Source organism: Thermobacillus sp. (genome assembly GCF_003390775.1).
Lineage (GTDB): Bacteria > Bacillota > Bacilli > Paenibacillales > Paenibacillaceae > Thermobacillus > Thermobacillus xylanilyticus.
Window position 1 is genome coordinate 17993 of the sequence record NZ_QEWA01000039.1, and the last position, 17259, is coordinate 35251.

General features: G+C 55.8%; 24 protein-coding genes and 3 tRNA genes. 5 read left to right on the forward strand and 22 right to left on the reverse strand.

What is annotated here, in order from left to right:
- Window position 1: 1 nt before the first annotated feature.
- From C6W55_RS10560 to C6W55_RS10600, 9 genes are all read right to left on the reverse strand, one after another.
- On the reverse strand, window positions 2-253 hold the full coding sequence (locus C6W55_RS10560; protein WP_286892626.1) for a hypothetical protein: 252 nt from the start codon (window positions 251-253) through the stop codon (window positions 2-4).
- 5 nt (window positions 254-258) lie between these two features.
- A complete protein-coding gene (locus C6W55_RS10565) occupies window positions 259-966 on the reverse strand; it encodes an MBL fold metallo-hydrolase (protein ID WP_286892627.1) in 708 nt (235 codons plus the stop codon).
- Complete coding sequence (locus C6W55_RS10570; protein ID WP_286892628.1) at window positions 966-2114, reverse strand: hypothetical protein; 1149 nt, start codon at window positions 2112-2114, stop codon at window positions 966-968. Before C6W55_RS10570 ends, C6W55_RS10565 begins: the two co-directional genes overlap by 1 nt.
- Before the next feature lie 3 nt (window positions 2115-2117).
- The gene (locus tag C6W55_RS10575) at window positions 2118-4112 is read right to left on the reverse strand and encodes an AAA family ATPase (RefSeq protein ID WP_286892629.1); all 1995 of its coding nucleotides are present in this window, start codon (window positions 4110-4112) and stop codon (window positions 2118-2120) included.
- 82 nt (window positions 4113-4194) lie between these two features.
- The gene (locus C6W55_RS10580; protein ID WP_286892630.1) at window positions 4195-4389 is read right to left on the reverse strand and encodes a hypothetical protein; all 195 of its coding nucleotides are present in this window, start codon (window positions 4387-4389) and stop codon (window positions 4195-4197) included.
- Between the two features lie 318 nt (window positions 4390-4707).
- The gene (locus C6W55_RS10585) at window positions 4708-4965 is read right to left on the reverse strand and encodes a hypothetical protein (protein WP_286892631.1); all 258 of its coding nucleotides are present in this window, start codon (window positions 4963-4965) and stop codon (window positions 4708-4710) included.
- 2 nt (window positions 4966-4967) lie between these two features.
- Complete coding sequence (locus tag C6W55_RS10590; RefSeq protein ID WP_286892632.1) at window positions 4968-5180, reverse strand: hypothetical protein; 213 nt, start codon at window positions 5178-5180, stop codon at window positions 4968-4970.
- Complete coding sequence (locus C6W55_RS10595) at window positions 5177-5443, reverse strand: hypothetical protein (protein ID WP_286892633.1); 267 nt, start codon at window positions 5441-5443, stop codon at window positions 5177-5179. The genes C6W55_RS10590 and C6W55_RS10595 overlap by 4 nt, the downstream gene beginning before the upstream one ends.
- Window positions 5444-5660: 217 nt before the next feature.
- Entirely contained in the window at window positions 5661-5918 is a 258-nt protein-coding gene (locus C6W55_RS10600; protein WP_286892634.1) for a helix-turn-helix domain-containing protein, read from the reverse strand.
- 95 nt (window positions 5919-6013) lie between these two features.
- On the opposite strand from C6W55_RS10600, the gene C6W55_RS10605 reads away from it, so the two are divergent.
- The gene (locus C6W55_RS10605; protein ID WP_286892635.1) at window positions 6014-6295 is read left to right on the forward strand and encodes a hypothetical protein; all 282 of its coding nucleotides are present in this window, start codon (window positions 6014-6016) and stop codon (window positions 6293-6295) included.
- A gap of 309 nt (window positions 6296-6604) precedes the next feature.
- Here the strand turns inward: C6W55_RS10605 and C6W55_RS10610 are convergent, their stop codons facing one another.
- Both C6W55_RS10610 and C6W55_RS10615 read right to left on the reverse strand, forming a co-directional pair.
- Complete coding sequence (locus C6W55_RS10610; protein ID WP_286892636.1) at window positions 6605-6913, reverse strand: helix-turn-helix domain-containing protein; 309 nt, start codon at window positions 6911-6913, stop codon at window positions 6605-6607.
- 13 nt (window positions 6914-6926) lie between these two features.
- Complete coding sequence (locus C6W55_RS10615; protein WP_286892637.1) at window positions 6927-7184, reverse strand: helix-turn-helix transcriptional regulator; 258 nt, start codon at window positions 7182-7184, stop codon at window positions 6927-6929.
- A gap of 161 nt (window positions 7185-7345) precedes the next feature.
- On the opposite strand from C6W55_RS10615, the gene C6W55_RS10620 reads away from it, so the two are divergent.
- The 4 genes from C6W55_RS10620 to C6W55_RS10635 all read left to right on the forward strand — a co-directional run bounded on the left by C6W55_RS10620 (window position 7346) and on the right by C6W55_RS10635 (window position 11220).
- The gene (locus tag C6W55_RS10620; protein WP_353682036.1) at window positions 7346-7753 is read left to right on the forward strand and encodes a helix-turn-helix domain-containing protein; all 408 of its coding nucleotides are present in this window, start codon (window positions 7346-7348) and stop codon (window positions 7751-7753) included.
- A 474-nt stretch (window positions 7754-8227) separates the two neighbouring features.
- Window positions 8228-8479, forward strand: a complete 252-nt coding sequence (locus C6W55_RS10625; RefSeq protein WP_286892638.1) for a hypothetical protein — start codon at window positions 8228-8230, stop codon at window positions 8477-8479.
- Window positions 8480-8536: 57 nt separating this feature from the next.
- Window positions 8537-10024, forward strand: a complete 1488-nt coding sequence (locus C6W55_RS10630) for a tyrosine-type recombinase/integrase (RefSeq protein WP_286892639.1) — start codon at window positions 8537-8539, stop codon at window positions 10022-10024.
- Between the two features lie 221 nt (window positions 10025-10245).
- Window positions 10246-11220 (forward strand): S-layer homology domain-containing protein, encoded by a 975-nt coding sequence (locus tag C6W55_RS10635; RefSeq protein WP_286892640.1) that lies wholly within the window; start codon window positions 10246-10248, stop codon window positions 11218-11220.
- A gap of 19 nt (window positions 11221-11239) precedes the next feature.
- Here the strand turns inward: C6W55_RS10635 and C6W55_RS10640 are convergent, their stop codons facing one another.
- The 11 genes from C6W55_RS10640 to C6W55_RS10690 all read right to left on the reverse strand — a co-directional run bounded on the left by C6W55_RS10640 (window position 11240) and on the right by C6W55_RS10690 (window position 17255).
- Complete coding sequence (locus C6W55_RS10640; RefSeq protein ID WP_286892641.1) at window positions 11240-12058, reverse strand: SPL family radical SAM protein; 819 nt, start codon at window positions 12056-12058, stop codon at window positions 11240-11242.
- A gap of 90 nt (window positions 12059-12148) precedes the next feature.
- The gene (locus C6W55_RS10645; RefSeq protein WP_015255109.1) at window positions 12149-12544 is read right to left on the reverse strand and encodes a LytTR family transcriptional regulator DNA-binding domain-containing protein; all 396 of its coding nucleotides are present in this window, start codon (window positions 12542-12544) and stop codon (window positions 12149-12151) included.
- Between the two features lies 1 nt (window position 12545).
- Window positions 12546-12677: a hypothetical protein gene (locus C6W55_RS10650; RefSeq protein WP_015255110.1), complete on the reverse strand. Its 132-nt coding sequence runs from the start codon at window positions 12675-12677 to the stop codon at window positions 12546-12548.
- Window positions 12674-13207: an accessory gene regulator B family protein gene (locus C6W55_RS10655; protein WP_157373564.1), complete on the reverse strand. Its 534-nt coding sequence runs from the start codon at window positions 13205-13207 to the stop codon at window positions 12674-12676. Before C6W55_RS10655 ends, C6W55_RS10650 begins: the two co-directional genes overlap by 4 nt.
- Complete coding sequence (locus tag C6W55_RS10660) at window positions 13197-13865, reverse strand: hypothetical protein (RefSeq protein WP_015255112.1); 669 nt, start codon at window positions 13863-13865, stop codon at window positions 13197-13199. Before C6W55_RS10660 ends, C6W55_RS10655 begins: the two co-directional genes overlap by 11 nt.
- A gap of 213 nt (window positions 13866-14078) precedes the next feature.
- A tRNA-Leu gene (locus C6W55_RS10665) sits at window positions 14079-14167 on the reverse strand.
- 17 nt (window positions 14168-14184) lie between these two features.
- Window positions 14185-14261, reverse strand: a tRNA-Ile gene (locus C6W55_RS10670).
- Window positions 14262-14283: 22 nt separating this feature from the next.
- A tRNA-Met gene (locus tag C6W55_RS10675) sits at window positions 14284-14360 on the reverse strand.
- Window positions 14361-14507: 147 nt separating this feature from the next.
- Complete coding sequence (locus C6W55_RS10680) at window positions 14508-14672, reverse strand: hypothetical protein (protein ID WP_015255113.1); 165 nt, start codon at window positions 14670-14672, stop codon at window positions 14508-14510.
- A 187-nt stretch (window positions 14673-14859) separates the two neighbouring features.
- The gene (locus C6W55_RS10685) at window positions 14860-16377 is read right to left on the reverse strand and encodes an ABC transporter substrate-binding protein (RefSeq protein WP_213484286.1); all 1518 of its coding nucleotides are present in this window, start codon (window positions 16375-16377) and stop codon (window positions 14860-14862) included.
- A gap of 5 nt (window positions 16378-16382) precedes the next feature.
- Window positions 16383-17255, reverse strand: coding sequence for an ABC transporter ATP-binding protein (locus C6W55_RS10690; protein ID WP_041854386.1), 873 nt, complete (start codon window positions 17253-17255; stop codon window positions 16383-16385).
- Between the last annotated feature and the right edge of the window lie 4 nt (window positions 17256-17259).

The window sequence follows — 17259 nt, forward strand, 5'->3', positions numbered from 1 at the left end:
GTCAGCCCTCCAGCGGTGTAATAATCGTTCTGGCGTAGGGATCATGCCGCAGCACGTCGTCGATATGGACGGTTATGGTCGTGCCGTAGTGGTCAATCAGCACCAAATGCTCGTATTTGCACCCTCGAATCAGGTAAATGCCCTCGAGCTTTTCGCCTTCCTCGCTGTATCCCCCAAGCCGGACAGCACGTCCGGGATAAAGGACTCCGGCATCAAATACAGGCTTCAAAGTCGTGTAAATCGGTTGTCCCACCGTTCCTACCTCCCCGCAATGTAGACCGGCTTTCCGGTCACTTCCTGCGCCCGGCGTCTGAACAGCGCCTCATCGCTGTTGCTGTCGCTCAGATGCAGCAGATGAATTTCTTGCACCTTCGACATGTCGTTCGCCTTCAAAAAGTCCAGCACGTTCTCAAGCGAGAAGTGCGATCGTAAGAGCCGCGGCCGCATCGCCGGGTGTACGCGGCCGGCGGCGATGTTTTCGTCCAGAATACGGAGCGAATAGTTCGCTTCGATCGCGATGTGCGTGAGGCCGCTGAACGTGTACCGGCAGTAATATGAATCCGTGATAAACACCAGTTTCTCGCCCGTCTGGTTCGCGAGCAGGAACCCCAGCGGCTGCTCCGCGTCATGCTCCACGTCGAACGGCATGATCACCCACGTCCCGACTTCAAACTGCCGTTTTGGCTCGATTACCTTGATCCGGTGGCCACTTAAGCCTCGGGCGGCGGCTGTGCCGGCGCTGACGTAGACGTTGACGCCGGCTTTTGCGAGGTCTGCAGCCGCCCGGGAGTGGTCCATGTGCTCGTGGCTGATCAGGACGCCCGCAAGGCGCGTGACGCGGAAATCCAGCGCCTTGCGGATGTCGGTGAATCGTATGCCGGCCTCGATGAGCAGCTCTGTACGGCCGTCCGTCACGTGGTAGCAGTTGCCGGCGGACGAGCTGGCGAGGGGACGAAATTGGATCATCAGAACGCCGGCTCCGCACCGGCTGCCACGGGATCGCCCGCCTGGTCACCGAAGTCAAAGGCGCTCTGGCCAGCGTCGAATGTCGTCGCTGATGGTTGCTGTCGATCTTCATGTTCAGGCACATTCTGCGGTTGCGGCTCAGGCTCTTTGGCAGTTTGAGCTTCGGGCTGCGTCGCCGGCTTCTCTTCCGGATCAGGCTTAACCGTGTAATCCACGTCGATCGGCTCGCTGTTGGCGTTCTGCAACATCTCGCGCCGCACTTCAGCATAGTCCGGGTCCGTCGCTTCAGCGTGGATCATCTCGACGAATGCGCTGCCGAAGTCCTTCGGGATCTTCTTCACGATGTTGTTCCGCATCTTGCGGATCAGCATCTGCTCGCGGCTCTGATATTCCCGCCATGCCGGGCTGATCCATTTCTGAAGTTCCGGATCGTCCAGCGCGTCCAGGCCGAGCGATTTCGCTTTGTCGAGAACTTCTTTCTTCTTCTCGGCGATCTTCTTCTGCTGTTCCGGCGTCGCGTTGAACCGATCCTTGCAGATGCCGAACGTCTCGTTCATGAGGTTGTTGTTGATGTGCGCGATGAGGTTTTTCGCCACGTCCTCGCGCTCTGCGATGAAGAATTGGATGCTGTCATCCTGGAAGATGATCGGGTACACGACGCGGACGACTTCGCCTTTACCGGTCGGCGTCCACTTCGGCGGTGTCATCTCCAGACCGTTGAAAGAGGGATATTCGAAATGGTCGTGCTCACGCACGAGCCAGAAGGGACGGACTTGCTTCACATTGCGGCCGAATCGGGCAAGGATGGCATCGTTTCCGTCACCCTCGATCCCCATTTCGATCTGTTTCTTCCAACTGTCGCCGATTTTGACGTTGCGCAGTTGGAAGTACACTTCCCGCGGGCTCGCCGCAGCGTTCAGCTTGAGAGCGGCAACGTTCAGCAGGATTTGCGTCACGTTGTTCCTGTCCAGTTGGGGATCGTTCCAGTCGATCCCCTTGCCGTCCAGAACGGCATTGATTGCGCCGATTGCGTTGACGACGCATTGCTTCGCATATTGGTCCATATGGACCCCGTTCGACGTCAGTTGCCGTTCGATCATCGGCGCGAACGTGTCCGTAATCTTGACAAGTCCCGTTGCGTATGCCATGGATCAGACTGCCTCCTTGATTTGGGATTGTTCCGTCTCCACCCTGAGCGTCTTGTCGCCGGCGGAAACGATCAGCCGGATTTGCTGACCCGGAGTCGGCAGCGGCCGCGTGATGCTCTCCGCGTTGTCGAGAAAAATCGGCGCCGCGATGCCGTAGTGCTCGGACAGCGTCGTGATGATGTCGAGGCCGACATTGTGTCGAGCGGCGTTGTTCAGGCTGCCGTAGGGCACGCCGTCGACCATGACTTCGCACGTCTCCTCGAGACCGCCGTTGATTTGCTCCCTGAAAAGCTTGAATTTGGCAAGCCGGAACTTGCTGTTGATCCGGCTTTCCAGCAGATCGACCTTCGCCCGCGTGAACAGATCGAGCAAATGCAGTTCGTGCTCAAGCCGTTCGAACTCGGCGGCCAGCTCCTTCTCCTGCTGCTCCAGTTCGGCGATCCGGGCCTCCTGCCGCCGCACAACGTCGAACTTCGCGCGCTTCGATTCGAGCAGTTCCGCCTCGGTCCGGAGACCGGCCAGTTCGAGCCGAACCTTGTCCAGCGCGCTGACCGTGGACGACCGCAACGCTGCGATCTCAGTTTTGACGGCCTCAAGCTCCTGCTGCTTCTTGATGTACCGCGGATCAGCGGCCACGTCCGTCATGCCGGCCTGCAGTTCGGCCAGTTCTTTCTCGGCGACTTCGACGGCCGCCCATCTCGGCCCGCGGACATCCTGTAGTTCGGCCAGAACCCGTTCGTGCTCAGCCTTTTCGTGAGCCAGCCGCTGAGCCTCCGCGACTTTCTGCTTTCCACGCTGGTTGATCTGCTCCAGACGTTCGGATTTCCGGCGGTTGAACTCGGCCTCTGCCTTCTGCCGGGCGGCAGCGACTTGCTCTTCCGGCAACGCCTGCCCGCACGTAGGGCAGTTGGCGTCTCCGCAACTCGATGCATCGAACTGCTCGGCATTGACCCGGCGCCATTCTTCGCGGAGCCGGGCGGCTTCCTCGTTGAGCTCGGCGATTTCGCGCTCGACCGCCTCGATGCGGCGCCGGCGCTCCTGGATGCCGTAGTCCGCTTCCTCAGCCTGCCGGCGCAGCTCTGCGATCTCCTGCCGTTTCGCTGCCAGCTTGTCCAGCGTGCCGGCTTGCAGTTCGTTCTTGATGGCCAGAAGTTCGGCCTCAAGTTCGCGCTGCCGCCGTTCCTTCTCGGCGATCTCGCCGCCGTTCTGGATTCGCGTCAGTTCGGCTTGCTTCGCATCGATCTGCGCTTTCAGCGCCTCGATTTTCTCGTGCAGCTCGTCCTCGCTGTAGCCGCTGACGTCCGGCTTCGCGCGATTCGCTTCGTCGATCCGGTCCGGGATGCGCTCGAGCTCATCGTTGATCTCCTTGCGACGAGCCAGCACCACTTTGCGATGCTGTTCGATCGTTCGGCCGCCCAGAATCGCCGGCAGGTCCGCCAATTCCGCGCGCGACGCGATCACTTCGTCGTCCTTCAGGTCGCCGCAGACCGTCAATAGGGTTTTGCGGCGGTCCTGCCACTTCATGACCTCATTGAAGTAACGCGGATCCGTCAGCAGACGGAAGATGTCTTCATCGACGATGGCGGCGACGGATGCCTCATATTCGCCCTTCTTAACGGGCACACCGTCGACGAAGTAATCCGTCGTGTGCCCCGAAAACACGGCCTCCACTCTGCCGCGGGTCTTTGTCCACTTCTCGCGATATACTTTCCGAAGTGTTGTCCTCCGGCCATCAACCAGCAGCATTCCCTCGACTTCGTGCTCGAGGTTGTGAATCGGCGTGCCGTCCGGCCGCAGCGTCTTGATTTCAAAGTTGCCCGTGCTCTTGTTCTCGCTGTCCTTGTCGAAGAGAAGCCAGCTCCAGGCGTCGAACAGCGTGGTCTTGCCCGCAGCATTGTCTCCGTAGACGTTCACGTTTGCGCCGCGGGCATCCAGCGTGAAATCCCGGATGCCCTTGAAATTGCGCAACACCAACCGTTCCAGAACGATCTGCTTCATGCTTTACCTCCTTGTCTCCACCCTACCTTGCATGGTAGAATAGCCGTGATAGGTTGATTTTGTGTTGACCCGTTGCCGCGGGTCATTTTTCGTTTTTTTCAAGTTCTTCAACTTCCAACATGACTTCTTCGAGTTCATCATTGATGCTTTCAAGTTCGTCGATGAACGTTGCGATGTTTCGCAAGATTTCTTGAGTTGAATTGTAGCGGTCATCAATTCCACTTTTGAAATCATTCAGTTTATCAAGCTGCTTTTCTATCCGATTTTTCAGACTCACTGCCACAACCTCCCTTCCGTAATATGATCAAGGTGGGCAGGGACTCGAACCCTGCATCGGTTTGCACTGTAGTTTATAGTCGCCAGTTTCGGACTGACTTCACCGGAAAGCCAAGCGGGTATCTTCCTGCATGTTCATGACATGCAAACTCTTATAAGCGCCGGGGATTTTCACCCCTATTTCGCTTGCCACCAAGGCGCTGCATACACCGTTCTGCCACCACCTCGGATGCGTCAGCCGCATCGTAGAGCGCTCGATGTCATCGGTGCAGGGGGTGGGACACCTCGTTCGAACGCTCTACGACGGGGCCGACGGCCCCTATGCGACGCCATTCTCAATCGCGGCGTCAAGTTCCGCGTTCAGAATTCGTTGCTGGTCCGGTGTTTCGTGATACCGGACCCGTTCGAGATGCGTCCGGATCGTCTCTGCGATCTCGGCCAGGTCATCGTCCGTGACTTGCAACCGAACCGTCGTCCCGGCGCCGGAGATCACCAACTCCGTAGGGTCCCAGCGATCTTCCGGCTTCACTTTCACGTGGACGATATCTCTTGAAAGATCGACCGTAAATTCCGGCATCGTCATGCTCCTTTCTTCTGCTGGAGTTCAGCGACTGCCCGACACAGGCGGGCGAACGTGCTGTCCGAGACCGCTTCAGGGTGGACGCAGTGCCGACCGTTCGCCAACGTCTCCCGGACAGCCTCCTCGACCGTGAGCCCGCGGCACATCACCCGGGCGAAGGCCATTGTGACGGCTGCCTGTTCCGCCTTCTTCGAGAGCCAGCGGAACTTCATACATGCCGTTCCCTTTCCCGGTGGAATCGTGGTATAATGGACACGAAGAGCTTTCCAAAATGCATCTTCCAGAACGTCCGGCCTGCCCGCCGGGCGTTTCGCTTTTCTTCCTCCGCGAACCTGATCATTCGCTCCAGATACGCTTCCATGTCCGCGAGTTTGGCCTGATCAATCCTGTCCGGATGCTTCCGGATCCAGCGCAGATTGTGCCGCGCCCTCCGAGCTGCCGCCTCAGCTTCACGCGCCAGTGCTTGTCTGTCCAACTTGCTCCCCCTCCTCATTGAGCGGTATAGCCGGTTTCCAACGATAACCGGATGCTTTGATCCTGCGATTGAGCTCCGCTTTGTACTGCATCAGCCGTTCGAATCGATACCGGTTCCGCATGTGTTGCGGCCGTCTGTCGGTTGCATACGTTGCCGCTTTTCGCGTGTAAAACTGGATGCGACGAATATGCTCAATCATGTGTCATTGCTCCTTTCCTCACCCCATCCCCGTCAGTCCGAGGATGGTCTGCATAATTTGCAGCCCGTCGAGGCCGCAGAAGTACGCCACCATCACTTCATGCGCGTTCGTCTCGCGGAGCCAGCGGAGGAATATTGACGCCGTCGGCTCCTTCGAACCAGTCTCGAATTTCGAAATGTCCGACTGGTTGTAGTGGAGCCGATCAGCTAATTCCTCCTGGCTGAGTCCGGCCCGGAGGCGCACAGCTTTCAAAATTGCACCCAAATCGCCTTTCACGTTCACCCCCCCTTCAAATCAGATCGCCAACTTTCGTTTCTCGGCATCCCTCCTTTTGGTAGAATAGAATCAGTATGTTAAGGGAGGCCGATGCCGTGAAGTTCTACCTTGTCGCATACGAGCTTCAGAACCATGAAGAATCCTTCGAAAGTATGTTCCACTTGCTGAATTCACAAGGAAAAGCGATTCAAGTTAACAAGCATGCGATCATCCTCGCCAGTGAATTAAGCGCTCAGGAAGTTCACGACGCCATTCGTGATCACGCCGAATTCTATGATGAATGGATCATTACAAAGCTTGATAAAGATGAGTTCATCGGCCGATCAGCAAAGGTGGAGTTGGTCAACCGTTTTCTGCGCAATCACGGCTTCAGATGAGCGCCAAATTCTCCAGGCGGATGTGCCGCCATGTAGCTTGCAGCCCGCGCCTTCTCTTCTTCGCTGAGTTCGGGGACCGCAACATCGAATTTGATAATTCTTGTGTTGCAACGCGGGCAGGCATCTTCTTTGGCGCGCCTATCCATGCAGTAAGGGCAAATCCAAACCGGGACCGTATTCACCGTATCACCCCTTTCAATCCGACATTCCATCCCGGAATAGTGCAGGGACGAAAAGCGTTGTATATTTGATGTGGCCCAACCCTACACCCCTGTGCCGCCAGCTCGCGTTGGGCTGGCGGGCTTTTTGTCATGCGACCGAGTCGGAGCGGATGCTCTCCAACTCGAGCTGATCCAACACTTTGTCAAGCGTAGATGCACGCAGAACGATGCGGCCGGCCAACCTTGAAACCGGGATCACTCTCTCTCGGATCAACTTCCGTACCGTGTCCGGGTGGACGCCGAGATAGATCGCGGCTTCTTCAACCGTCAGCGTCGCCCGCTGGACCGTTTGCTGCTGCTTGATCTCTGCGGAGACCATTGCGGGCAGGATGGTTTCGACGAATTGCTTGAGTGCTTCGACTATCGCGGCTTCGGCGGACATTGTCGCTTGGTTCATGTCTGCGCTCCTTTCATGCGGATTCTGCGTCGCGGGCACTATTGCCGTTTTTACAAACCCTGTCTTGTTCCTTACGGGAACATTGCTCGTCAAAAAAAAGAGTCCAATTAAACCCCAATGTTTCGGCAATCGACTTTGCGACTTCAACAGAAGGGGTTTTCATGCCGGATTCAATAGATGTGTAGTACGAACGCGAAATTCCGGCGTTCTCTGCAACCGTTTCTTGGGTCAGACTCCTTTGCTCTCGCGCTTCTTTCAGCCAGGACCTCACCTCTTTCACCTCCGTGCAGTTCCTTATAGTAACATCGACTAGTTTAAGTATATGTTCCTTTCGGAAACATGTCAACAATAAATTTATACTTTCAGTAACATTTTGTTTATGTTTCTTTCGGCAACATTATAATTAGGGGTATCAACAAAAGAGTGGTGTTAATGATGGATGGATTCGGGCGTAGATTGAAGGCGCTGAGGGAGTCAAGAAAAATAAAGGATTCTAGGTGGACTCAAGAATATGTTGCGGACTTAATTGGGGTTGCTCGCTCTACTTATACCGCATATGAAAACGGAACGAAGCAACCCCCTTTGGAGACGGTCTCAAAAATTGCAGATTTGTTTGATAGTAACGTTGATTATCTTCTCGGACGCAATCATGATCCAAAGCCAAGGAATGTGACATACGATGATCTGGACGAGGACGAGCGAAGATTTATTGAACAACTTCGTGAAGTAGCAAATGAATACGGGGTCGAACTAACTGACCCCGCTTTTCTGAAGGCACTCGATGCAGCGTTTGATCTGGCGAAAAGAATTAGGGGATCGGAGGATCAACGAAACCAGTGATGCAACCATATTCTCATCGATGCAATCTTCTTCAAACTCTCGACCAATTTTGACGTCTTCCATGGCTCTGATCCTCCGTTTCCTTGTCGTATAGATAAAAAAATTGCGGTTGCCAGCGGTAACCACTATTGTAAGTTCCAGCGCTCACAGTTCTATTTTATATAGAACATGTGTTCGTATCAAGGTGATTATTTCTAAAAGGGGGGTGTGTCCGTGATTGTGTTCATCTTAACTTGCGTAGTAGTGGGGTTGTTTCTCGGCGTCATTTTAGCCGGCGGAAATGGAATAATCACCCTTTTTTCCGATCCTATCGAGTGCCCAGCATGCGGTCGAAAGATCAAGGTCCGGGGCAATTCTACGCGCTGCTATAAATGCAGGTCGAAATTGTACAAGCATGCCAATGGCCAGTACATGGTGCGACAATAAGAAGGTGGTGTTATTTTGGGACTCTGCTATCGTCTTCAGGTCGATACGATGAAGAAGAAGATTGCCATCCTGAAGCCAAACGAGCAGCACCTGCCTGATGTGGAAAAGACGTTCTTCGCTGAACTCTCGTTCGGTACATACGACGAGTCGACCGTCATGCTGACGGCCGACGATCTAATCGTTGATGAATCCGGCCGGATCGGCGTCGACTTCGAAAAACTCGGCCCGCTGCCGGCCGGCGCGAGATTCGGAATTACATCTGAGGAGCTGGTGAAGTTCAAAAATCGCTTCCGCCCGTAAGGGCATTTTTTCTCCTGTTCTATCCGAACATTCATTCGCTTTCAAGGAGGGGATATTGTGGCATCGTTTGAACGAAGGGGAAAAAATTCCTGGCGTCTGGTCCTCTCTCTCGGGTTTGGACCGAACAGAAAACGGATGAAGCAGTATCAATCGCTGGTAATAGAAGATCCAGCACTGCAACAGTCCATCTCGGCTCTGGATGAGATCGATCCCAATATTCTCAAGTCAGCAAATAATCTGAACCGATTTATCGAAAGTAAAGAGGCGACTTCGACGGCGATTCGGCATGCGAAAAAGTTGAACCAACATTTCCAGGACGAATACCTCAAGTTTAAGTATCAGGCCGAAACCGGATCGCTTGTGAGGGTAAAAAAGATCAAGTTCGCGGACTTCGTAGAAATTTGGCGCGAAAAATACGGATCAGATCCAGAAAAGCTCTCACCAGCGACTTACTCCAACTACAACATCGTCATCAATTCACGGCTCATTCCGGCTTTTGGACATTTCTGGATCGATGAGATCACGCCGCTCATGATCCTGTCGTTTCTAAAAGATTTGGAGAAACCAGGCGCCAGGCTGACTCCGAAAATGTCCGGAACACTGACCGAACGGCAAAAGGAAAAACTGATGAAACCGCTCGATGTAGGAACGATCGGGTATATTTATCGCGTTCTGAAGAATATACTCAACCGAGCAGTAGAATGGAAACTACTCGCAGAGAATCCGATGAACGGTATTCCGAAACCCGGCGAAAAAGACCCTAAGAGAAAGCTTCTCGAGCAGCGGGAAAATCCACAGTTTTATGACGAGGCCGAAGCTCAGCGCGTCGTCGATGCGCTCTACAAAGAGTCACGTAAATGGAGACTCCTGATATTGGGGTCCATGATTGGCGGCGCCCGTCGGGGGGAACTGAACGGTTTGGAATGGCCGTACGTCCATTTTGATGAAGGGTATATTTCCATCGAGAACAATATCCCTCTATCGAAACACGGGAAAGCAGTTGAGAAAGGCCCAAAGTCGATCGCATCATACCGCAACATAGACATGCCGAAATGGTACATGGATGAGCTACGGGCGTACAAAGATGAGTGGAATCACGAGAAGGAACAGCTCGAGGCTGAGGGGCTCTGGCAAGGCGGAGACCGTCAGTACGTCTTCCATAATGGCACCGGCAAGCCGTACTACTACCAGCACCCATCAAAGTGGTGGAAACGGTTCTGTGAGCGGCATGGCATTCGATACATCAAATTCCATGGCCTTCGGCACAGCTCCGGTACACTGCTGCTTGAAGACGAAGACGAATCGAACTTTGATTCGATCCTGAAAGTTATCCAGCAGCGCCTCGGTCATTCTAGGTTTTCCACAACATCGGACGTTTATGTACATGTAACGAAAAAAGTCAAGCGGCGGGCGGCCGGCAAATATGACAAGTTCGCCAGAGGTAATGCTACCATTCCGAAGGGGGACAATGGGGACAAATTGGGGACACAAATCTTCGGAAAAGATCATTTCGAATCGTCCGAAAACAACCTCCCATTGCAATAAACGCCCATATATCAGGCTTTTTCAGATCGCTTCATATCCCTTCAGAAGGAGGAATCTCCTTTGACAGGGTGGGGGTCAGTGGTTCGAGCCCACTACAGATCACCATTATCAAACGTCCGAGAACCCTTGAGATTCAAGGGTTCTTTTTCTTTTTGCCCGGCAGTTGCCACGCAACTTTTCGACAGTTTCAGGCGTCCAATGGTTTATAAAGGATGCTTGCCTTGCACATCAAACGCTTCGAGGTGATCGGCATGATGAACACGCGCAGAAGCTGTCGGCATCGGCTTCCGGCTGCAATGCTTGCGGCATGGCTGCTGATCTGGCTGTCATTCGCCGGACCGGCCGCGGCATTTCCGGACATTCAAGGCGACCCGAACGCCGACCGGATACGCCAGCTTCAGGAAGAAGGCGTCGTATCGGGCGATGCGAACGGGCGGTTCCGGCCGGACGACAGGCTGACGTATGCGGAAGGCGTTTCCATGATCGTCAAGGGACTCAAGCTCGGACTCGACGGAATCCAATTCGTCAAAGAACCGAAGGCAAGCGATTCCTATGATTTCGTCCTGGACGGCAAATGGTATTCCGACGCATTCATCACGGCAAGCTTCTATCTCGACATGCCGCGCAGCGTCAAACCCGACCTGTCGATGACGCGCGAGCGCTTTGCCTATCATCTCTATCGCGGACTTGCGGCCAAATCCGGCTTTGCCCTTCCGAAGCCGAAACTGGTGATCGAAGACCTCGCCGACATCGCACCGGAGTACCGCGATAGCGTGCAGCTGCTGCTTTTTGCCGGCATAGCGGAACTGAATAAGGACCGGCGTTTCGAATCGAAGCGGGCCATCACGCGCAGCGAAGCAGCCGGCATGGTCTACGAAGCTTCAGCCTTTCTCCGGCAGCTTGAAGCGTCGGGCAAAGCCGTGAAGGCAGCCGATCCGTCGCCGCTGACCGGCCTGAAGATTGAATCCGCGCCGCTGACCGGCGAAGTGAACACGGTGACCGTTCGGGCGACCGCGCCCCATCCCGGCTACGGCATCCGGGTGACGTCCATTGTATTTGATGAAGGCAAGGCATTCTTGCATGTCGAGCCGGTCATGCCCAATCCCGACCGCATCTACCCGCAGGTGCTGACCGAGGTCTCGACGGCGGTGTACATCGGCGCGGAATACACGCCGGTGCTTGCGCTGCCGGAATAACCGGTCGGCGGGACGCGCGTTACGGCAGAAACCCTTCCCGGCTCCACAACGCGATGCTCCCGGATTTGCCGGCATGACGGCGCAACGTGTCGTAGAACGTTCGCGCCGTCTCCGGATGATATTGATCCCCTTCCCCGGCTTGCTCATACATCCTGCGAATGCCCAGCGCTTCCGTCCGCTTCCCTCCCGCACCGTCGCCGTGAAAGAAATCGTCCACGACGATGCGCGGCGCCATGTGAGCCAGATCGGCGGCGAACGATTCGCCGTGCGGCAGCAGCGGCGATACGGCAATTTGCACGTCAACACCGGCATCCCGCAACTCCGCGAGCGCGCGCTTCCTGGCCGCGATGGGCGGCGCCTTTGGCGTGAATCGCCTGCGGACGGACTCCAGGTCCGTCTCGATCGTCATGCTGACGCGCACGCGGGTTCCGAGGCCGCGGAGCAGCTCCGCATCGCGCACCACGAGGGGGCTGCGCGTCTGCAGCAGCACGAAGTCGGCCGGCATCTCCGCCATGGTCTCCAAAATGGCGCGCGTGACGCCGAATCGGGCTTCTGCCGGCTGATACGGATCCGTCGCAGACCCCACGAAGACGGTCATTCTCCCCCGCCTTCGGGTCCGCTGCCATTCCCTGCGGAACGCCTCCCGGTCCATCCGCTTCACGTCGACCCATTCGCCCCAGGCAGACGCACGGAACATGCCGACCGGCATTCTGCGGACATAGCAGTAGGAGCAGCCGAATGCGCAGCCGGCGTAAGGGTTGAGCGTATGCGTGTACCCTTCCAGAAATCCGCCGGCCGGATTCAGCATCCGGCCGGGAGTCTTGAATCGGACGTCCATCCTTGAGCACCGCCTCCCGCACCGTTCGAAAGTTGAAGGCCGGCCGAATTCATCGGCCGGCCTTGCTGCACTTGATCCGCTTCTGACGCATCATCGTTCAAACGGGGAATAAAGCCCGCGCGCATAGCCGCGCGCGCGGCGTTTGACGACCAGTTCTTCCGGCACATCCTTGCGATGCACGCGGGACACCGGGGCGCTCGGCGCTTTCTTGGAAGGGTACGGCTCAAAGAACACCTGATGGGTCTCGTCATCGTACCACTTCACCTTGTCCATCTGGACAAGGTAGCCGCGCTCCAGCTTTTTGAACCCCATCGTTGACAGGAATCGCTCCTGCTCCTCGAGCGTGCTGATTTGGCTGAATACTTCGTCCTGGGTCTGGTACTTGATGACGTTGCTTTCCACAAAGGTGAAGAAGACGTCGTTCAAGTCGAGCATGACGATTTCGAATTCTTGTCGGCTTATGCGTCTGACTACCGGGATTTCCATGTTATGCGTCCTTCCTTCTGAGTTCAGCCGGGATCTTCGGGTTGTTGAAATAATACAGCGAACCGGTCAGAACGAACAGCGAGGCCAGGCCCGCTATGCCGGCAGCGACTACCCGAAGTACGCGTCTCTTCATCCTTGTTCACCCCCTTCCGGCGTGTTCTTGATGAGCAAGGACACGGCTTGCAAGAAGCATACCAAGGCCAGCACATCCGACCGGATGAAGAAATTGGCCGCTACCGCGGCGGTCGTGAGCGCTTTGAGCAACGGATAGCAGCCGGGAGCAATTCTCGCGTACTTGTCCAGATTGGAAGGGGAGAAAAAAAGGAAGAGCAGCGCCGCTGCCGCCGTGAAGACGAGAACCCAAAGATCGTTCAAACGAATATGCGGTATGACGGACATGACGGCGGTGGAGGCGATGATGCAGAACCATCCGGATTTCAGATGATACCCGCCGCTGAACATCCGGATCAGCGCGAACGAAACCAGCGAAAGCGCCGTATCGGGCAGGGCGTCGGTGAACCATCCGATCAGCAGCGTGAGGCCAATGATCGACAAGGTGTTGCCCGCAACGTTCAGCGCGTAATAAATGACGTCCACGGAAGGCGGCGATACCCCGTTGCGCACCATGCCCCCATGCAGCGACTCGGCGGCTCTACGAAGCATCCTCATAATCCTTCCTCAAGAGATAGTACAGGAATATGGGAAGCGTAACAAAAAACACAATATAGGTAAACAAGAAGTAATTGTCGAATTTGTCCCGGAACAGGTATGCCGCAGCCGCGCCAAGGGAAATGCACAGCACGATGGTGAAGAGCAAGATGGCATTCGTGCCGCTGAACCGCACATCCGCGCGATGCGAGGTCGGAACAAAATCAAAGTTCCAGTTCATGACATAGAGAAGCCGGCACAGCGCAAGTTCAAGAATGGCCGTGAGCACCTGGATGGAGGACATGATCCAGGGGTTGTTCTGAATGTCGGTCAAAGTCAGATCGAGCATGAACATCAATCCGGAAACGACGATGCCCTGAAGCACAAACCCCGCCACGAAACCGGAAAAATTCATAATGATCGAATAGAACATCGGAACTCTGAACAACAGACAGAACCAGATCACCAGCAGAATGAGCTGGATGTAGGATGAGAATTCGGCCAGGTTCTCATTGAGCCGTGTGACATAGGAAATTTGGCTCATCAGAAAAGCGATCAACAGGGTGAACGCTATCATTTTGGGCTTGATGCGGAAACGGAACAAGGTGAACATGAAAACGAAATAAGCGAAATATTCAAATGACGAACCAATCAAAAAAAGAATATAATCCACGGCCGACCGTGCTCCTTTGGCTTCCAGGGTTGTCCATTCGCTATATTTCGATTATATTGCCTTTCCCTCCGGGCATCAATCTCCAAATGATCAATTGTTCACGGCATGGCCGGCATCCGCAGCCAAACAAAAAACGTCAAATGAATTCGATCATTTGACGTTTCTGATAACAAGCGCTTATATAAAAACGATCATGCCAGGAATGAACTCAGATGGTGCCGAGGACGGGAATCGAACCCGTACGGGTGCCACCACCCGCAGGATTTTAAGTCCTGTGCGTCTGCCAGTTCCGCCACCCCGGCGCGATTCCTACCCATGATGGTGGGCCCTGAGGGACTCGAACCCCCGACCAATCGGTTATGAGCCGACCGCTCTAACCAACTGAGCTAAGGGCCCCGGAAGTTCCGTACGGAGATCATGGTTGCGGGGGCAGGATTTGAACCTGCGGCCTTCGGGTTATGAGCCCGACGAGCTACCGGACTGCTCCACCCCGCGTCAATTCAGTGAAGCACTGCACTACAGCGACAAACTTAACTATACAATAGCCGTTCCCTGTGCGTCAAGTATCAAGGGTCTCCCGGATTCCGGACGATCATGAAGCCGGGCAGATCCCGGACGCACAGCGGCTGACATCCGGGATCATTACGGCAGGTAGCGGACGCCGTAGCGGCCTTTGCGCGAACGGAACACTTCAATTTCACGCGGACAGTCGCAGCCGTATATCCACCAGTCGTTCTCCATTCGCTTGACCAGGCAGCCCGCCTGAAATTTCGTATCATATAATCGGACCCAGTATACCCAACCCATGTCCATCCTCCCCGCTTGTGAAGATTCGCTGTTAGAATGCCCGCATCCGCGGAAATTCAAGCGGGGCGTCCGACCAAGGTCGGACGGTCAACGGTCGGACGACCAAAGGTCGGACGGCCATGGCCGGAAGGGCCGCGGGTCGGACTTCCGCAGCCAGGACTGCCCGTGGCTGCGGGAGCCGCCGGCGTCAGTCGATGACGACCGCATCGTCAAACGGGATGACCGGCGCTTCGACGTCCGTATTCGAATTGCCCTTGTTCTGCAAGATGGCATTGCCCTCGGTTTCCCATTCGGCAAGCGCATCTTTTACCGACTTCTTGTCATCGATCACTTCCTGGAACTTGGTCCGCCCGATGCTTTCCACTTGCCACAGATTCGGATTGTTCCGGTAGATTTTGTCCGTATCGGTCGTTGACGGCGGGACCGGCTTCAGCGTCGTGAACGCGTCAAGGTTGAAGCTGAGACCGGCCGGCGGTTTCAGGAATTCCTTGCGCGCCGACAGTTCATACATCGAGCGCGATTTCAGTTTGGCCCAATCCTTGCCATTGATGAACTTCACGTAATCCCAGGCGTCATCCGGATTTTGCGCCTTGGCATTGATCGCGGTGAGCGAGTTCAGATACGTGCTGCTGCCGATGCCCGGCGCTTCCTCATGCTGCGGCAGCGTGACGACATCCCAGTCCGGAGCCTGGAAGTTGGCGTTCTGGCTGGCATACTCCGCCGCCGCCTGCAGTTCGGTGATGTAGCCGTAATCCGCGGTGACCATCGCCACTTTGCCGGAAATGAACGGATCGCCGGCGAACGGGTTCGGCTGCTCGCCTTCTTTCACTTCCCAGGCATTGCCCAAGTCTTCCCAAGTCGGCACAATGTCGTTCTTGTGAAGATCCGCCATCGAGGTCCATACGCGTTCCCAGAGCGGCGAGTTGACCGTCATTTTCTCGCCGTTGTCGTCGAATACCTTCAATTGCAGCGGCGCGGCATAGGTGTACTGCATGTCGTAGTACGGATCGCCGATCCACCGGTTGAAGCTGAGGCCGAAAATCCGTTCCTGCCCTTCGCCGCGCGATACGCGTTTCGCGAGATCGAAGATTTCCGGCCAGAACATGTTGTCGGTCGGCGGGGTCACGCCCGCTTCATTGAACAGCTTCTTGTTGTAAAAGAGCGCGTTCGAGCTGAACGTCGGCGCAAGCGCGTAGAGATTGTTGTCGCCGACCGACTTGATGCCTTCCAGCACCGTCGGCACGAAGTCCTCCAGATCGAATTTGTCCCGCTGAATGAGCGGATCGAGCTGCTGCAGCAAGTTGTCCTGCACCAGACGGCGCAAATAGGTGTAGTCCACGATCAGCACATCGACGGGGTTGTCGCCGGTCAGCATTTTCGTCAGTTCCTCATAGGGATCGATCTGCTGCTGCTCTTCGCCCGTGTTGAATCGCTGCTTGTTCCAATCGATGGCCGATACGATCTGGATCTCGATATCAGAATTGAGCAGTTCGTACGAATCGGTGTACTGCTGCCGGAACCAGACTTCATCGCTCGGGCCGCCGTACAGGGTGCCGATGCGGAGCACGCGGGTTTCCGCGCCGCCCTGATCGCTTCCCTTGCTGCACGCCGCAAGCAGCGACATCATCATCAGCGCCGCCAGCAGAGCCGCGAAAGTCCGTTTCCATCCGCCGGCTTTGCCGGCCCTTTTCTCATAGGTGATCATGGTTCTCATCCCCCCAAAGATTTCGGCGCCGTGATGATAATCCGTTCGCCGTCAAATTCCATTGATGCTTTATCGCGAATGCCGAGGGCCGTCAAATAATCCTTCGGCACTTGCAACCGTCCTGCACGGTCGAGCACGACATACTCTTCATGCGCGTCCTTCAGCCCGCGGATCTCGCTGTCCGGCTTGTCGAGATTCTCGTTGCGCTTCACGAATTCGGTGCTGGTCAGACCGTCGCGGATCGCGACGACCCGGTCCACCTTGCCCGCCAGCGACAGGTCGTGCGTGACGATGACGATCGTGACGCCGAGCTCGCGGTTGAGCCGGCGGAAGATGTCCATGATCATGTCGGACGTCTTCGTATCGACCGATCCGGTCGGTTCGTCCGCCAGCAGAAGCTGCGGCCGGTTCGCCAGGGAGATCGCGATCGCGACCCGCTGCTGCTCGCCGCCGGACAGCTGGTGCAGCTTGTTCATCATCCGGTGTCCCAGCCCGACCATCTCGAGCAGCTGCTTCGCATAGGCGCGGTCAAGCTTGCCGGAGAGCATCATCGGCATCTCGACGTTCTCCAGCGCGGACAGATAGGGCAGCAGGTTGCGGGCGTTGTTCTGCCAGATGAATCCGACCGTCTTCCGCTTGTACTCGACGAGCTGCTCATCCGTAATTTTCAGCAGATCCCACGGACCGACGCGTACGCGTCCGGCCGACGGCCGGTCGAGGCCGCCGAGAATATTGAGCAGTGTCGACTTGCCGCTGCCGCTGTTGCCGATAATCGCCATCATTTCGCCTTTGCGGACGGTCAGGTTCAAACCTTGCAGCGCGACGACTTCCAGCTCGTCGGTTTTGTAGATTTTCACCAAGCCTTCGCATTCGATCATCGTT

Excerpts from the sequence above, each read along its gene's own strand:
- C6W55_RS10565 (WP_286892627.1), bottom strand. The coding sequence starts at position 966 with ATGATCCAATTTCGTCCCCTCGCCAGCTCGTCCGCCGGCAACTGCTAC.
- C6W55_RS10590 (WP_286892632.1), bottom strand. The coding sequence starts at position 5,180 with ATGAAGTTCCGCTGGCTCTCGAAGAAGGCGGAACAGGCAGCCGTCACA.
- C6W55_RS10585 (WP_286892631.1), bottom strand. The coding sequence starts at position 4,965 with ATGCCGGAATTTACGGTCGATCTTTCAAGAGATATCGTCCACGTGAAA.
- C6W55_RS10610 (WP_286892636.1), bottom strand. The coding sequence starts at position 6,913 with ATGAACCAAGCGACAATGTCCGCCGAAGCCGCGATAGTCGAAGCACTC.
- C6W55_RS10625 (WP_286892638.1), top strand. The coding sequence starts at position 8,228 with ATGAAGAAGAAGATTGCCATCCTGAAGCCAAACGAGCAGCACCTGCCT.
- C6W55_RS10640 (WP_286892641.1), bottom strand. The coding sequence starts at position 12,058 with ATGGACGTCCGATTCAAGACTCCCGGCCGGATGCTGAATCCGGCCGGC.
- C6W55_RS10685 (WP_213484286.1), bottom strand. The coding sequence starts at position 16,377 with ATGATCACCTATGAGAAAAGGGCCGGCAAAGCCGGCGGATGGAAACGG.
- C6W55_RS10620 (WP_353682036.1), top strand. The coding sequence starts at position 7,346 with ATGATGGATGGATTCGGGCGTAGATTGAAGGCGCTGAGGGAGTCAAGA.
- C6W55_RS10645 (WP_015255109.1), bottom strand. The coding sequence starts at position 12,544 with ATGGAAATCCCGGTAGTCAGACGCATAAGCCGACAAGAATTCGAAATC.
- C6W55_RS10680 (WP_015255113.1), bottom strand. The coding sequence starts at position 14,672 with ATGGGTTGGGTATACTGGGTCCGATTATATGATACGAAATTTCAGGCG.
- C6W55_RS10690 (WP_041854386.1), bottom strand. The coding sequence starts at position 17,255 with ATGATCGAATGCGAAGGCTTGGTGAAAATCTACAAAACCGACGAGCTG.
- C6W55_RS10575 (WP_286892629.1), bottom strand. The coding sequence starts at position 4,112 with ATGAAGCAGATCGTTCTGGAACGGTTGGTGTTGCGCAATTTCAAGGGC.
- C6W55_RS10650 (WP_015255110.1), bottom strand. The coding sequence starts at position 12,677 with ATGAAGAGACGCGTACTTCGGGTAGTCGCTGCCGGCATAGCGGGCCTG.
- C6W55_RS10655 (WP_157373564.1), bottom strand. The coding sequence starts at position 13,207 with ATGCTTCGTAGAGCCGCCGAGTCGCTGCATGGGGGCATGGTGCGCAAC.
- C6W55_RS10570 (WP_286892628.1), bottom strand. The coding sequence starts at position 2,114 with ATGGCATACGCAACGGGACTTGTCAAGATTACGGACACGTTCGCGCCG.